Source organism: Acidithiobacillus sp. M4-SHS-6, from assembly GCF_047421495.1.
Taxonomy (GTDB): Bacteria; Pseudomonadota; Gammaproteobacteria; order Acidithiobacillales; family Acidithiobacillaceae; genus Acidithiobacillus.
In genome coordinates this window covers 754,159-768,818 of record NZ_CP175559.1, presented here as the reverse complement: position 1 = coordinate 768,818, position 14,660 = coordinate 754,159, and the positions used below count along the sequence as shown (strand labels likewise).

General features: G+C 59.5%; 17 protein-coding genes. 14 read left to right on the top strand and 3 right to left on the bottom strand.

Annotated elements, in window-relative coordinates:
* Positions 1-83 precede the first annotated feature (83 nt).
* Genes ACJU26_RS03975 through trbB form a run of 3 tightly spaced genes read left to right on the top strand, consistent with a single transcriptional unit; the run spans position 84 to position 2,904 of the window.
* On the top strand, positions 84-1,445 hold the full coding sequence (locus tag ACJU26_RS03975; protein ID WP_414041245.1) for a DUF3363 domain-containing protein: 1,362 nt from the start codon (positions 84-86) through the stop codon (positions 1,443-1,445).
* Positions 1,446-1,501: 56 nt separating this feature from the next.
* Positions 1,502-1,954 (top strand): hypothetical protein, encoded by a 453-nt coding sequence (locus tag ACJU26_RS03970; RefSeq protein ID WP_414041244.1) that lies wholly within the window; start codon positions 1,502-1,504, stop codon positions 1,952-1,954.
* Complete coding sequence (gene trbB / locus ACJU26_RS03965; protein WP_414041243.1) at positions 1,951-2,904, top strand: P-type conjugative transfer ATPase TrbB; 954 nt, start codon at positions 1,951-1,953, stop codon at positions 2,902-2,904. Before ACJU26_RS03970 ends, trbB begins: the two co-directional genes overlap by 4 nt.
* Positions 2,905-3,301: 397 nt before the next feature.
* Here the strand turns inward: trbB and ACJU26_RS03960 are convergent, their stop codons facing one another.
* On the bottom strand, positions 3,302-4,093 hold the full coding sequence (locus ACJU26_RS03960; RefSeq protein WP_414041242.1) for a hypothetical protein: 792 nt from the start codon (positions 4,091-4,093) through the stop codon (positions 3,302-3,304).
* A 227-nt stretch (positions 4,094-4,320) separates the two neighbouring features.
* Here ACJU26_RS03960 and ACJU26_RS03955 point away from each other — a divergent pair, with 227 nt between their 5' ends.
* From ACJU26_RS03955 to ACJU26_RS03910, 10 genes are all read left to right on the top strand, one after another.
* Positions 4,321-4,686, top strand: coding sequence for a TrbC/VirB2 family protein (locus ACJU26_RS03955; protein ID WP_414041241.1), 366 nt, complete (start codon positions 4,321-4,323; stop codon positions 4,684-4,686).
* A 3-nt stretch (positions 4,687-4,689) separates the two neighbouring features.
* Positions 4,690-5,067, top strand: a complete 378-nt coding sequence (locus ACJU26_RS03950; protein ID WP_414041240.1) for a VirB3 family type IV secretion system protein — start codon at positions 4,690-4,692, stop codon at positions 5,065-5,067.
* Positions 5,067-7,625, top strand: a complete 2,559-nt coding sequence (locus ACJU26_RS03945) for a conjugal transfer protein TrbE (RefSeq protein WP_414041239.1) — start codon at positions 5,067-5,069, stop codon at positions 7,623-7,625. Before ACJU26_RS03950 ends, ACJU26_RS03945 begins: the two co-directional genes overlap by 1 nt.
* Positions 7,622-8,785, top strand: coding sequence for a hypothetical protein (locus tag ACJU26_RS03940; protein ID WP_414041238.1), 1,164 nt, complete (start codon positions 7,622-7,624; stop codon positions 8,783-8,785). Before ACJU26_RS03945 ends, ACJU26_RS03940 begins: the two co-directional genes overlap by 4 nt.
* An 82-nt stretch (positions 8,786-8,867) precedes the next feature.
* Positions 8,868-9,611 (top strand): P-type conjugative transfer protein TrbJ, encoded by a 744-nt coding sequence (trbJ, locus tag ACJU26_RS03935; RefSeq protein WP_414041237.1) that lies wholly within the window; start codon positions 8,868-8,870, stop codon positions 9,609-9,611.
* Positions 9,612-9,623: 12 nt separating this feature from the next.
* Positions 9,624-9,878 carry an EexN family lipoprotein gene (locus tag ACJU26_RS03930; RefSeq protein WP_414041236.1) on the top strand — a complete coding sequence of 85 codons (255 nt, stop codon included), beginning with the start codon at positions 9,624-9,626 and terminating at the stop codon, positions 9,876-9,878.
* 36 nt (positions 9,879-9,914) lie between these two features.
* Positions 9,915-11,393: a P-type conjugative transfer protein TrbL gene (trbL, locus tag ACJU26_RS03925; protein WP_414041235.1), complete on the top strand. Its 1,479-nt coding sequence runs from the start codon at positions 9,915-9,917 to the stop codon at positions 11,391-11,393.
* Positions 11,394-11,451: 58 nt separating this feature from the next.
* On the top strand, positions 11,452-11,901 hold the full coding sequence (locus tag ACJU26_RS03920; protein ID WP_414041234.1) for a hypothetical protein: 450 nt from the start codon (positions 11,452-11,454) through the stop codon (positions 11,899-11,901).
* 155 nt (positions 11,902-12,056) lie between these two features.
* Complete coding sequence (locus tag ACJU26_RS03915; RefSeq protein ID WP_414041233.1) at positions 12,057-12,254, top strand: hypothetical protein; 198 nt, start codon at positions 12,057-12,059, stop codon at positions 12,252-12,254.
* A 100-nt stretch (positions 12,255-12,354) separates the two neighbouring features.
* Positions 12,355-12,783 carry a hypothetical protein gene (locus tag ACJU26_RS03910; RefSeq protein ID WP_414041232.1) on the top strand — a complete coding sequence of 143 codons (429 nt, stop codon included), beginning with the start codon at positions 12,355-12,357 and terminating at the stop codon, positions 12,781-12,783.
* Positions 12,784-12,957: 174 nt separating this feature from the next.
* Here ACJU26_RS03910 and ACJU26_RS03905 read toward each other — a convergent pair whose 3' ends face one another.
* Together ACJU26_RS03905 and ACJU26_RS03900 are read right to left on the bottom strand one after the other, a co-directional pair.
* Positions 12,958-13,461 carry an ImmA/IrrE family metallo-endopeptidase gene (locus ACJU26_RS03905; protein ID WP_414041231.1) on the bottom strand — a complete coding sequence of 168 codons (504 nt, stop codon included), beginning with the start codon at positions 13,459-13,461 and terminating at the stop codon, positions 12,958-12,960.
* Positions 13,427-13,765: a hypothetical protein gene (locus tag ACJU26_RS03900; protein WP_414041230.1), complete on the bottom strand. Its 339-nt coding sequence runs from the start codon at positions 13,763-13,765 to the stop codon at positions 13,427-13,429. The genes ACJU26_RS03905 and ACJU26_RS03900 overlap by 35 nt, the downstream gene beginning before the upstream one ends.
* A 222-nt stretch (positions 13,766-13,987) precedes the next feature.
* Between ACJU26_RS03900 and ACJU26_RS03895 the strand changes: the two genes are divergently transcribed.
* Positions 13,988-14,656, top strand: a complete 669-nt coding sequence (locus tag ACJU26_RS03895; protein WP_414041229.1) for a VirB8/TrbF family protein — start codon at positions 13,988-13,990, stop codon at positions 14,654-14,656.
* The last annotated feature ends 4 nt before the right edge of the window (positions 14,657-14,660 follow it).

Here is a 14,660-nt window from a genome sequence, read left to right as displayed (position 1 = left end):
CCCCGCCGGGGCACAACCGCCCGGTCGCATCCCGTGTTCACAACAAGGTGCATCGAGTAAGGGGGAAACAGGGATCTGGGGCTGTGCGCTCCCTGATCAAGCGCCTGCTTCCCCATGCCGGTAGCAATTTCTACAAGGCCCCGTCGTCCCGAGGGCCGGCGTTGCAGCATGCGGGGCGCCGCTGCACGGTAAAGGTGTCCTATGTGCGGAGCAAGGGGCCGGATCAGTGGCAGGCCCACGGCAAGTACCTGAGTCGCGAGGGCGCGCAGCAGGACGGAGAGAAAGGCCAGGGCTTTGACCGTGATTCCGATAGCGTCAACCTGTCGCAGCGTCTGTCTTCCTGGCAGGAAGAAAACGACCCACACCTGTTCAAGGTCATTCTGGCACCCGAAGATCCACTGCGGCCAGAGGCTCTGCGGGATCTGACGCGCCGGTTCAATGAGCGCATCCAGCGGCAGATCGGGCGGGATTATGAGTGGGCGGCCATCGACCACCACAACACCAGCCACCCCCATGTCCACCTGCTGATTCGGGGCAAGGGCAAGCTGGAACTGGAGCCGGATCTGATTCGCCGGGGCATGCGTGCCGCAGCCCAGGAGATTCTCACGGAAAGCCTGGGCTATCGCAGCGAACGGGAAATCCAGGCGGCGCGGGAGCGGGAACTGGATCAACGGCGTTTCACCACGCTGGACAGAGGGATTCTCGACAAGGCGGCACCCGCACCCCAAGGTTACTCACTGGTGGATGAGTCACCCCCCCACTTATTGAAGGACAAAGAGCGTGAGAACCGCAGGCTCCGACTCGCCAGGCTGGAAAAGCTGGTGGAGATTGGCGTGGCCGACAAGATCGGGCCGAATCTCTGGCGGCTGGAGCCTGGCTGGGACAAGGCCCTCAAGGAGCTCCAGATATTGCAGACCCGGACGAAGATGCTGGCCGAAGCCCGGGCGCTGATGACGGAGCCCCGTTGCCCGCCACAGGTCACGAAGATCCGGCCGGGCGACCGTCTGGTGGGGCGCGTGCTGGGTACGGGGCTGGATGAGCAGTATGACCGCAGTTTCGTGCTCATCGAGGGCGTCGATAACCGGGCGCACATCGTCTACCAGACGGGATCGATAGAAAAAGCCCGTGGACGTCAGGATCTGGGGCTCCGGCACCTCGTCGCCCTCACGGGCCTCGACCGCGGCGTTGCCGTCAAGGACTACGGCATCGAGATCCCGGACCAGGGCTGGAAACGGACAGAGATTCCCGAAGCGGCGCTGGATGACCAACTGGCCCATGAGCGACGGAATCCACCCGGGGAAATGCTGGACCCTGCTACCGGTTTTGCGGCGGAGTGGCACAGACGGCTCCTGGAGCGGCGCAAGCAAAAAGAGAAAGAACGGGCACGACAGAAAAAACAGGCCAGGGAACAGACAAAGCCGCAGCGGGGATCGGAGATCGAATAGCGTATCGGCGAAGACGCTGATCTATACCCTGATGATAGCAATAAAGGGGTAAATCCATGGCGCAACCCGTCACAGTAAAAATCAAACTCACCGGGACTTATGCCGACAAAGTACGGATCGAAGCCGCATCCCGGCGCATGTCTTTGGCGGCACTGACCACCGAGTATGCCATGCGCGGGATCGACGCGGAGGCGGAAGACGGCAGCGAACTGGCCGGTTTCGAGCGCCGGATTGCTGCAACCATATTGGCGTCCAGAAGCGACCTCGAAGCCGTCCAGGCCGAGCTCGACACCGTCGCCGCGATGCTCGACACCTTCGTCAAGCTCATGCTGGTTCACCTGCCGGAACCAGGGACGGAAAAGGAGGCCACCCAGGCATCCGCGCTGGCCCGGTATGAGCGATTCATCCAGCAGGTCAGCATGGCCTTTGAAGGCGACCGGCCGCAGGCCCTCAAAAAAATCGGAGAGTTGATTCAGAACCGGATCGAAACGGCGGAGGAAAATCAGTGAACCAGCAGGAACAGCAGGTCCATGCCCGCCGGATCGAGCAGATGCGGCGCATTCTGGGGCCGGAGATCGCCGGCCTCTTCAATGACACTGACGTCGTCGAGATCATGGCCAACCCCGACGGACGGGTCTTCGTCGAGCGTCTGGGGTCAGGCATCTCTTCCCTGGGTGAGATCGATGCGAGCCGTGTCCAGTCCCTGTTAGGGCTCATGGCCGACTTCCTTCAGACCACGGTGAGCCGTGACAGACCCGTGGTCGAAGGGGCGATGCCCACGGAGTTTTTGCGCAGCCGCTTCGCGGGAGCCATTCCGCCCCTGGTGGACGGCGCATCATTCTCCATTCGTTTGCCGGCCCGGTCGGTGTACACCCTGGACCAATATCTGGAGGCGGGTATCCTGAGTCCGGAGCAACGGGACAGCCTGATTCTCGCGATTCTCGAACGCAAAAACATTCTGGTGAGTGGAGGGACGGGGTCGGGCAAGACCACGCTGTCGAATGCCCTGATCGATGTCATTTCCCGCGAATCCAGTAATGAGCAACGTATCGTGATTATCGAGGATACGCGGGAGTTGCAATGTACGGCACCCAACGTGGTCCAGTTCCTGACGGACGATGACGCGGACATCGACATGACGCGCCTGTTGAAGCTCACACTGCGTTATCGCCCCGACCGCATACTGGTGGGCGAGGTCCGCGACAAGGCGGCCCTGGCGCTGCTGAAAGCCTGGAACACGGGGCACCCGGGCGGCATCGCCACCCTGCATGCCAACAACCCCGAAGCGGCCTTGTTGCGGCTCGACCAACTCTGCCAGGAGGCAGGGGTTCCCCCGCAAACGAACCTGATCCGGGAGGCAGTCGATGTGATCGTCCAGATTGCCAGGGATCCGGTGCATCCCGCTGGGCGCAGGATTTCGGCCATCCTCGATGTGAAAGACGGCGTGCTGATCTCATGATTCCTCAAACGAAGTGATGTTTTTCTTACCAATCGGAGGCGGTAATGTAATGAATAGGCAAACAAAGGTGTCTATGAGTCGGTTCATGATGTTGTGGCTCATAATTACATGGACGATTCCGATGGTTTTAGAAATATACCGTCCAGGAGGGCCTCTTTGGATAGGTATAGTCGCGGCTGGTTCACCTTTACTCGTCGTATTTTTTATCGTCTTGACAAACAAGTCGCTGATTGTCAAATATTATACGCAAAGAGCATATGCCATCACCATGCTGATCACTGCTACCATAGCTATATTCACCAGAATGGTGCTCGTTATAGGGGCTTGCTGGATAAACGTGCCTATCCTGGTATATCTCGTATCTGTGATAGGATTTATTACCAGTCTCACCTCGTTATTACTTTTTAACTACGAGGCTTTTGAATGTTGACATCTGCTGATCTGTCGGAACAGTTGAAAATATAGTAACGTCCCCCCTCTGCAGAATCACATAGTCCCCAGAAACCTTACCATTGGGAAGGTAAGGTGAAACAACAAGATGCTCAGCTCCGATGAACCGTATATCAACCTTGTTGAAACCCATGGTTTGCGATGAATAAATATAGGCTTCGGGCTTGGCTATGCCCGTGAGATCTATCAGGAACCTCGGGTATCCTGGCATTATGACTGCCAATATCATAATCAGGTAAGTCACTTTTATCAGCGACAACAGCTTCTTTTCGTTGAAGTGGCGACCTGCAATTTTATAACCCACCCAGCTAATTACTAAGGTTATCACAGTAACAGCCAGATTGATAATAATCCTACTTAAAGATCCATCGTTACCAACCCACAATAATACCACAAACATCACTGTGACAATAGATATACCAAAAGGTAGGACCCACCCATCCGCCTGTCTCAGATCTCTAGGGGTCATTAAATATTTTACAAAAATACCAGGAGCAGAAGCAATAAAATAAACGTACAAAACAACAATAAGCCCTACGAAAAATATGTAAGGAGCAAGTATTATCACTCCAGCCAATGTTGATGGAGCGTAATGTATTTGAAATAGATAGGCGAATACAACGATAACGCCATAAAGTGAAGCCGCCCTTATCACCACCGTAACTATAGGCGCATAAACATGTTTGTAACGTCTGATCATGTCGTCGATCAGCATCATCATGGATTTTGTATTGATCATTTGTTTTCCCTAATGCAACTCAACTTGAATGCCATCAAGCCTCCCAGGCGTGACCGTGATTCACCCGCCTTGAGGCTGGTGGAATCAGAGTCGACGCGATCGGGCCTTTGCGCCTGATCATCTTGCACCGCGCATGGTATACCAAAACCCGCCGATCTATACCCCCGCAAGGACAAGTGAGTGTCCGTCCACGAAAGGGTGTTCTCATGGAAAAGCGGTTGAAGGCAATGTTTTCTGGAGCTCGCAAGGTAGCCGCTGCGGGCGTCATGGTCCTGGCCCCCGGCATGGCGTTCGCGTCCACGTCCGGCGGTGTGTTTTCCCCCATTGCGGGGCCGCTGAATACGGTCCTGATGGGCATGCAGGACATGGGCGGGCTGGTTGCGGCGGGTGGTGTTGTGGCTACGGGCCTTGCCTGGTGGCATGGCGGCGAGCACAAGAAGGCCATGATGATTGGCCTGGGTGCGACGGTCGGCGGCATTGCCATGGCGAATGCGAAAGCGCTCGCCACCAGCATCACCGGCGGTGCCACGATGGGGCATGTGGGCATTATGGGCCTCGTCGCATCGCATGCCCTGCACGTCGTGGGGCTTTAGGCCATGGCGGCGGAGAACACCCGCCGTCTCCCGCTGCACCCCTCCCTGACCAGGCCCATGCTCGTCGCGGGGGGTGAGCGGGAGGCCACGTTTGCCCTTTGGTTCGTCTGTCTCTCTATACCGATTCTGGTCTCTCTCTGGTTCATCCCGGTAGGTCTCCTTATCGGGGGAGTGGGGCAGTCGTTTCTGCGAACACTCGCAAAACACGACCCGCAAGCCTTTGGCGTTGTGCGTCGCCACTGGAGCCAGCAAGCCGTCTACCTGAGCGGGGCCAGCGCCTATGCTCCGGTCAAATACAAGGCCCCCAAAGAACAAACGCAAAGTGCCGCGTCTGGTGGCGTGCTCAAGATGCTGGCGAAACTCATGAGGAAGAAGAAATAATGCGCTCCCTGAAACAGTACCGCGACAAGGCCCAGGGCCTTCCCGATCTTTTGAACATCGCTTTTCTGGTGGATGCCTGGCAGACGGATGCCGGAGAGATGGCCGTCGCGCTGCAAAAAGACGGGAGCTTTCTGGCGGGGTTCCAGTATGACGGACCTGATCTCGAAAGCCAGTCCACGCAGGATCTGGAGGCGCTCTCCGGCATCTGGAACAACGCCGTCGCCCGGCTGGGCACCGACTGGGGCGTGCATGTCACGGCGATTCGCGAACCGGCGGACGGCTATATCGACGAATCGGAGTGCGCTTTCCGCGACCCTGCGTCGCGCCTCATCGAGGCCGAGAGACGAGCGCAGTTTGGATCGGAAAGCAATCACTATGTCAGCCGCTATTACCTCACCATTGCCTGGCGAACGCCCATCGATGCGGAAGTGGACGTGGCACAATCCATGATTCAGCGGAAAGCCGGCAAACCGTCCGGACAGTTGGCCGATGCGGCATTCCGGGACACGCTGGCCCGCTACCGGCAGGTGATCGAAGTCATCCTGGGCATTTTCAGGCAGGCGTACCGGGTGAAGGCGCTGGATGCCGACGCCCTGCTCACCCATCTTCATGAGTGCCTGACCGGGTCGGCGCATCGCGTCAATGCGCCCCGCATTCCGGCGTATCTGGATGCCCTCATCGGGCACCATGATTTCGTGGGCGGCCTGGAGCCGTCCATCGACGGGGAAGAGATCCGCGTCGTAACGGTTCTGGGTTATCCCGGCAGGACCTTCCCCGAGATGCTGGAGCACCTGCATAGCCTGCCCTTTCCCCTACGCTACACGCTCCGCTTCCTGCCCCTCGATCCGTCCGATGCGGTGGTGGAACTGGCGAAGATCCGGGATCGCTGGTTTGGTTCCCGTGCCAACATGAAGTCCCTGCTCACGGAGAAGGTGACGGGCGAAGCCCAGGGACAGTTGTCCGCCGATGATACCGTCGTGAATCTCGCCCTGGATGCCAAACAGGCGGTCAATGAAGCCCGGGAGGGTGCTGTGAAATTCGGCAACTTCTCGCTATCCGTCGTGCTGCGTTCCGCCCATGAAAAAGTGCTCTCCGAGCGGATAAAGGCGACCCAGACCTTCTTTGACAATGCGGGCTATGTCGCCCACCTGGAAACGACCAATACGGTGGAAGCGTTCCTGGGCAGCATTCCTGGTCATCTCTATGAGAACATTCGCCGGCCATTGATGCACTCGCTGAATTTTGCGGATTTCGCGCCCAAGACGGAAATCTGGGCCGGTGAATCGCGTTGCCCGAGCCCGCTGATGAAACTGCCGGATGGCGGCAAGGCCCTCGCAGGCGGCAAGGCCCTTCGCAGGGTGCAACCCCCGCCCCTGCTGTACGCGGCGACCACGGGGAATACGCCGTTCCGGCTGAACCTCCATGTGGGCGATCTGGGGCACAGCCTGATTGTCGGCGCGCCGGGTGGTGGCAAGAGTACGCTCCTGGCCCTGCTGGCGGCGCAGTGGCAGCGCTATCCCGACAGCCGGGTGATCGCCTTTGACAAAGGTATGAGCCTCTACGCCCTCACGGAAGCCATGGGCGGGCAGCATTACGATCTGAACGGCCCGACCTCCGATCTGTTCTTCGCACCCCTGCAGCACGTCGATGATCCGGTCGAGGCGGCTTTTGCTGCCGATTGGGTGGAAGCGTTGGCTGCCTTGCAGGGCATGACGATCACCTCCACGGAGCGTTCGGCCATTCGTGACGCCGTGCATGGCCTGGCCCGGGAATCCGGACGCTCGCTCACGGCGCTGGTCCAGATGATCCAGAACCGGGAAATCAAGGACGCCCTGCAGTATTACACCCTGACCGGGCAAACGGGGAAGCTGCTCGATGCCGAAAGTGACGGGCTGTCGATCGCCGATGCCCGTATGATCACTTTCGAGATGAGCCACCTGATGAACGGCGGCCCGGCGGAGCACCGGGTGACGGTTCCGGTACTGCTGTATCTGTTTCACCGGATCGAGCAGATGCTGGATGGGCGCCCCACCCTCATTCCGCTCGACGAGGGCTGGACTTTCCTGGGCAACGAGATGTTCCTGGCGAAGTTGTGGCAATGGCTGAAGGAATTGCGGAAAAAGAACGCGGCGGTGGTTTTTGCCACCCAGTCGCTCGCGGACCTCAAGGACTCCCCCTTGCTGCCGGTCATGAAGGAATCCTGCCCGACGAAAATCTTCCTGCCCAACCGGGCGGCCACCAGGCAGGATATCAGACCCCTGTATATCGACATGGGCCTGAATGACCGGCAAATCGATCTGTTGGCGATGTCCACGCCGAAACAGGACTACTACCTGTCCACACCCGAAGGTCAGCGCCGGATTCAGTTTGGCATGGGTCCGGTCACCCTGGCCTTTTGCGGTGTCTCCGATCCTCGTGATGTCAAGCGGGTAGCGGAGATGAAGACCCAGCATGGCGATCGCTGGCCGATCGCGTGGCTGAAAGAGCGTCTGTCACCCGGCATCCGGGATGGCTGGGTGCGCTATGCGGAATCCCTTTACGAAGGAGAGCGGGCATGAAAAAGCTAATCGAAGTGGCGGTTCTTGGATCCCTGTTCGCGGTCTTGCCAGTCCTTGCGCTGGCTGGCGATTCCGCGACGATAGCCCGGCTACAGGCGGAGAACGCCGCGGTACAGGCAGGGAGTACCACGGAAAACCCCCAGGCAACCTTGCGGGCGGCAGGCTTGCAGGGTCTCTCCGCAATGGGAGGTGAGAGCGGGACCGTGTCGGCGGACCTGCAGGCCGTCCAGGCGGACAACGCTCAGATCCAGCGGCTGGCGAGTGATTGGGGGAACGTGCAGCGACAGGCCGCCAATTATTTTCAGTTGGCGTCCTACGCAGGCCTCTCCGGCATCGGTCCGCGTGTTCAGACTCCATTCGGCATCGAGCAATGCCATAACGTGCGATGGGACGACCAGATCCGGCAACTGGTCACGGGCGGATTGAATCTCGCGGGAGATGCGGAGGCGGAAGCCTATGCCATGCAGGCGATCGACACGCAGATTGTGCAGGATGTCGCCGACCTGATGAACGCCCAGGCGGACGCCCAGGCCAGCCAGCCATCGTCCGCGCCGAATCTGGCCACCGTGCAGGCGGAATCGAAACGGGTGGAATCGGCGGCCAGCGTCCTGGACAGTCTGCTGAACGGCGTGGGGCGGCAGATTGCGGCGGCCTTGGGGCCAAACAGTACGTTCCAGGCGCTTCCCCTGGCAAACAACTGGCACGCAGGCATCGGCAGTTATCCGAATCTTTCGGCGGTGCAGTGGATTCCAGGACCCGATGACGGGGCACCGATTGGCTGGTACATCGAGTATTCGAGTGCCGTCTTTCCGCGGTTGGAAGACCGTTGCCCGACAGGATCGGCCAGCATCCCCGAGATTTCGGCTTCCACGATTCTGACTTCGGCCCAGCAGGCGGTGACGGATGAGCCGGCTCTGGCGCCTTTGCTTTCCAACCTGGAGGGCGGGTCCGTGTGGAGCCTTGCAGGCGGCAGCCCTGCCGGCGGCGGCCTCACGGCCATTGGGTCTTTGATGGGCGGGCAGTACACGGAGCGGATGCAATTGGTGCAGGCATTGGGGTACGACATGGGCCAGGTGAGCCGTTACATGGCGCCCATAAACGGCGATGTGGCGAATTTCGCGGCCCAGGCCAATACGCTGACGCAATCGCTTTCGCAGTAAGCGACAGACATCTTCGCCCAGTCCTGATCTATACCCATGGAGTCCAGATGATTGCGCCGGGACCGGCGCAGGGAGGTTTTCGATGAGCATCCAAAGCAAGACCGTTTTTTTGAGCACGATCCTCGCTCTATTACCGGCGCCCGCCTTTGCCGGCGGTACCCTGACGGGAGGAGCCACTTTCCCCGAACAGATCGTCCAGGAAGGCACCGCGGTTCAATCACTGGCGAAGCAGGCGCAGGAAGTGACGACACAGATCAGCATGTACGCCAACGATATCGAGCGCTATCAGAACATGGTGACCAACACCCTGGACATGCCGGCAAGCATGTTCGCGAAGATCTGGAATCCGCTGGTGGGATCGATCCAGAAACTCACGGCGATCTATAATCAGGCCCAGGCGCTGGGATACGCCGGACAGAATATCGGCGCACAACTCGCGCAGGAGTACCAGGGCGCGGGCAGTTCCATCAAGAACCTGTCCTCCGTCTATGCCAACTGGAACCAGACGACCAACACCGACATGGCGGACGCGCTGGAGTCCCAGCACCTGGCGGCGCAAAACTTCGCGACACAGGATGCATCCATGCAAACCATCCAGAATGAGGCACAAACCGCTCAGGGCCGGGAGCAGGTGGCCGCCGCCGCCGTGGCCGCGGCGAACGTCACCACCAAGTCGATTCAGCAGCTGGAACAGATCACCATGGCTGGACAGGATGCGGTACTCGCGTATCAGCGACAGCAGAAGGCGGAAAAAAACGTGACTGCGCAGGCGGCTGCCAATGGGCTATTCTCTGGTGGCACGAACAACCCGAGTCTTTTACCTTAAAAGGAGGTGGCCATGAAGAAAACACTACTGCTCGCAGCGATGGGTGCCATGTTGGCCGGTTGCGCCCACCAACCCGTGTACACCGCGCATTATTATCGGACGCACAAGACAGCACTCAAAAAGGAAATCGCCTTCTGCGCGAAGGCGGAAAAGCTGTCGGATAGCGAAGAGAAGAACTGCCGGACGGCGCAGCGGGTGCAGTCGGCCCAGGCTGCGGCAGCCGGGCTCTTCTCCGGCGGCACCAACAACCCCGCGTTGTTGCCGTAAGGGCATTCAGGTTGAGGTTGCCGAAGCCAGGAGGACATGATGCTGATGCGTAAATACCGCAGATTCGCGTGGATCGCGGGGATGCTTCTGGGCGCCGTGCCCGCCGTCGCAAACGCGGCGGGCACGGGCTCCCTGAGTCAGGTGCAAAGCCTTTTGCGCGGCAAGATCCTGCCCTGGCAAAGCATCATGCAGACGGCCGCCACGGATCTGTTCTACGTCCTGGCCGCCGTCGAGTTTTCCGTCCTGTTTCTGAATCATGTCCTGCAGAAGCGCGGGCATGAGGATCTCTTTGGCGGCATCATCAAGAAGGTGGTGACGCTGGGATTTTTTCTGACCCTCCTGGACAATTCCGGGACCTGGATTCCGGACATCATCAATGGTCTGGCCGGTGGAGCGCACGCGCTTGGAGTGACGGCCGTGACGCCCGGGCAGATCGCGACGGAGGCGCTTCAGGCATTTCTCGGTATCGTGCTGTCTCCGGCAGCGGCCGCCATCCACAACGTGGGCAATACCGTCAGCGACATCTGGAATTTCAACTTCTCCGCGGCGTTCTCCTCCGCGGGCAAAACGATCGCCAGCAGCGATCCGGCATCGCTCCTGGTCGAGACCCTCCTGGCGGGGATCATCGGTCTGCTGGCGGGACTGGGTATTCTGGTCATGGCCCTGGAGTTCCTGATGGTCCAGATCGAGAGCTACCTGGTGATCGCCTTGGGCGTGATCATGCTGGCCGGCGGCGGATTGCGATGGACGGCCAAGTATGTCGGCAGTTACTTCGATTACGCCATCAACGTGGGTGTCCGTCTGTTTATCCTGACCGCGCTGGCGTATCTGGTGACCTATAGTATCGTGCCGCTGATCCAGACGATTCTGGAGAACGTTACCAATCCGCTCCAGGCGGGATTCGAGGTGCTCATTCTGGGCGCGGTGATCGCTCTGCTCGCGAAAAAGGCATCGAGTATCGCCAGCAGTCTCCTGTCTGGTACCTCATCCTTCTCCGGCGGAGAACTGGCCAAGGAAGGCGCCATGATCGGCGCTGGTACCGTAGCGGTAGGTGCCGGTGGTGTGGCCCTGGGCGTTGGCGCGGCAGGCGGCCTTGCTTCTGGCGGCCTATCCGCGGCGGCATCCGCAGGACAAGGCGCAGCCGGAGGCGCTGGCAGCTTTGCAGGTGGCGGCCTTGCGGGCGGCAGCCTTGCCGGAGCCGCGGGTGCGGGAGAAGCCGGCGCGGCGGCTGGCGTGGCCGCTCCGGAAGTCGGAGCCGCGTCTGCGGGCGGCGGCAGTGCCGGATCGGGTGCCGCAAACACTGTCCAGGCCCCCTCTGCTGGCGGTTCAGCGGCTGGTGAGGCTCCACAGGCATCCAGGGCTGTACAGGCCCCATCGTCGAGTGCGCAGCCTAAATCAATGACACGGCAGGCGGGAGATGCCTTTATTCAACATGCGAAGGACGGTGCGACCAAAGATTCAGGGGCCGTGAGTGGAAGCAAACTGGATTTTCGGCACATGGGAGATTTTGATTGACGCCTGGCAAATAGTGTATTAGGTATACCACAACCATTTTGAGAAACAGGTGAGCACCATGTCTTCGATATATTCCGAAGAAGAACTGTATGCTCAGCGGCAGCGACAGCGGGAAGATGATCGGCGCCGTCGGCAAGATGATGACGACCACTGGCAGCGTGTAGCTGCTGAGCAGCAGGCACACAGATCGTCATCCTCGTCAGCACCTATTGACGGAGCGGTGCTGTTTGCACCGCTTATCTATTTGCTGAAACTCATTCTGGAAGTCCTTATGTGGCCAATCGGTGTGGCCATTGGCTACGGCTACGGCAAGCATTTGCTGTTTCTGTTTTTTGTGGCTCCAATCGTCCTTTTTGTAGGGGCTTGTGTGGTCGCTCTGGTTATGGGCATACACGCACATCCGCAGGTTTTTCTGGGCGACTGGCAGACATATGTCGCCCAACATCCCGAAGCAACTCACTGGACTTGGCTGGCTCGGGATCTGACGCAATGGATTCACGCCGCTTGAGGCGATGTGGTATCCCTGGATCTTCGCGGTGGGGTGGGGGCTGACCCATTGGGCGGGCCACTGAGGATTGCGCAGACGCAATCCAGCCTGCACGCTTTTCGCAACAGCGTCCGGAAGACATCTGGCTGACCGAGTGGGTCGTTCGGCTGGATACGGTGCTGCAGGACCCGGGCAAACTTCCCGGATTGTGCGCCTTCATGCTCTCGGAAGAACAGCACGCCATCGACATGCGCAGCAGTTCGCCGTTTCCCGGAGTGCTGACTACCAAGGAGCGTACCGAAGCCCTGCGGGACTTCGAGCGGAAATGGCTCATTTGTGGAACCAATAGTCATCCCTCTGCAAGAACCAAATAGGTAATCTATGGCGCTTGCGCCCATGCGCGGCCCACCCCCCGGGCGCCCGCGCTTCGCTTGCCGCCGACCCCCAGGGGGTAAGGGGACCAGCGGGGGGAGGATGTCAATTCGTCAGAGCCTTGAGTATACTTTTTCCATGGACATTCAGGAGACCATCGACAGCCTGCGCAAGGTGCTGGAAAGCGTCATCGCTCCCGGCGTGGAATCCTTGCGCCTGCGGCTCGATGCCGTGGAAAAGGACCTGCAGGAGCACCGGCAAAGCATCGACCGGCTGGATGCCCGCGTGGACCGGCTCACCGAAAGGATGGAAGAGGGATTCTCGCGTCTGGATGCCCGCATGGACAGAATGGACGCAAAAATCGACAACCTTGCCGAGCGCATGGATGCGCTGGCTGAACGTATGGACAGCCGCTTTGATGCTCTGACTTCCGCCATTCTGTCCATGCGGCAACCGACCTATCCAGACGCCGTGCTCACTCGGCTGGAAAAGCTGGAACGGGAGATCGAAGCCCTGCGGAAGCAGGGCTGATCCCAGGCTAGAACGGCGCGCCCCGAAGTTTTTTTCGATCGTCTGCCGTAAGGCAATCCCTGCCTGGACGGTTTTTCTTCGATCGCTTTTTTCAGTTCCCCCGGCGATGTCCCCCCCCGGGCCAATCCCCACTCCGTCGCCCGCCCTGAACGGCGTGGCTTGTCGCGCACTTGGTCAGGTCGGCGCCCCAAGCCGGATGGACAAGGCGTTCTTGGATACTTTGAGCTTGGCAGCGATTTGGTCCAGGTTTTTCAAGCCCCCAGCGTCAACGGCTGCTTGCCCCAGCATGTCTGCCGGCATAAGGATGTCGGCCGCAAGTCGGTTGGCAGCGCGCTCGTCGGATGGCCCGAGCCCTCGATACCACCGGTCATCCTTGATGCCGTCTTTGCCGATGCGGTCCCGGTGGAGAATGTAGTGTGCGATCTCGTGGGCGATGGTGAATCGTTGCCGCTCTTCCGAATGCTTGGCGTTGACGATGATGAAATACCCTTTGTCGTCCTTCCCGATAGCCCCGGAAAGGTCATCAGGCCAGTTTTTCCGGATCACGGTGATCCCGAAGTCCCTGGCCAGCCCCTCCACATCCACGGGATAGGACCGTTGCCGTTCCCGGATGACCGAGAACGGACCGAGGGGCTGGCCCCGGTTATCTCTTGTCAATGTCGGCTTCACTATCATCATCTCTTGTCACCTCCATTGCTTCTGCTTGCGCCCCGATGGGCGACCGTTCCTCTTCCTCTGGAAGCGCCTTGTCCATGAACTTGGTGACCTGGGACATCTGCAAGAACTTTCTCACCTCACCGACGGAGGCATCGACGGAGGCATCGACGGAGGCATCGATGGACGCGCGAACGGAGGCATCGATGGCCGCCTTCCGAATTTCCTTATATCCCACTATTCCAACAATGGCAATGATGACAGCCAGGGCCGTCAGGATGACGCCGAGCGCCGTCAGCATGATGTCCAGAAACTCCGCATAGCTCATGGCTAGGACCCGGTTCCGGCAGGCGGCGCGAGAGAGATCATATCAATATCCATGGCGTAAGTATGACCAGTTTCCCGAGAATCTGCCACCGCTCCCCGATAGATACAGGCAACATCGCGCGAACGCTCCAAGAACCCTCAAAATAAATATGACTGCACCCCAGGATTATCCCCCCAACCCTTGATCTATACCCTCTCAGGAATCATCTGAGAGGGTTTTTTCATGTCGAGCAATCCCGATTATCTGGCCGCCCGCCAGGAATGGCTTGAGCGCTACGGCTCCTACATCGCCCAGGCGCGGAACTGGCGCATCGCCGCCCTGGCGGCCATCGGCATTGCCGCCCTGTTCGGGGCCGGTATGGTGTATGAGGCAGACCGTGTCCATGTGGTGCCCTACGTCGTCGAAGTGGACAAACTGGGCCAGGCGGTGGAACTGGCGCAGGCCGTGCGGGCCGGTTCTTTCGCCCAGCCGGTGGTGCAGCACATCGTCTCCCGCTTCACCTGGCTCGCTTTCACGCGCAGCCCGGACAAGCATGTGCAGAAGCACTTCATCGACGAGTCCTACCATTACATCGCATCGAGCGCGGAGTCTTCACTGGACGCCTTCTATGCGCAGCACAACCCCTACGCGGCGTATTCCAACAAGACGCAAGGCAACACGGTCACGATCCAGAGCGCCGTGCCCGTTGGCCAGGTGACGAACAAGGGCGGATCGTACATCGTCGATTTTCTGGTCAAGCACTATGGCCCGCATGGCGGCGTGGACGGCGAGCAGGACTGGCAAGGCACGGTCACTTACGCGACGGTCCCGCCATCGAACAACCCCAATGTCCTGAAAGGCAATCCCTTCGGCATCTACATCACGCACTTTGCTTTCAGCCCCCAGGTGTAAGGAG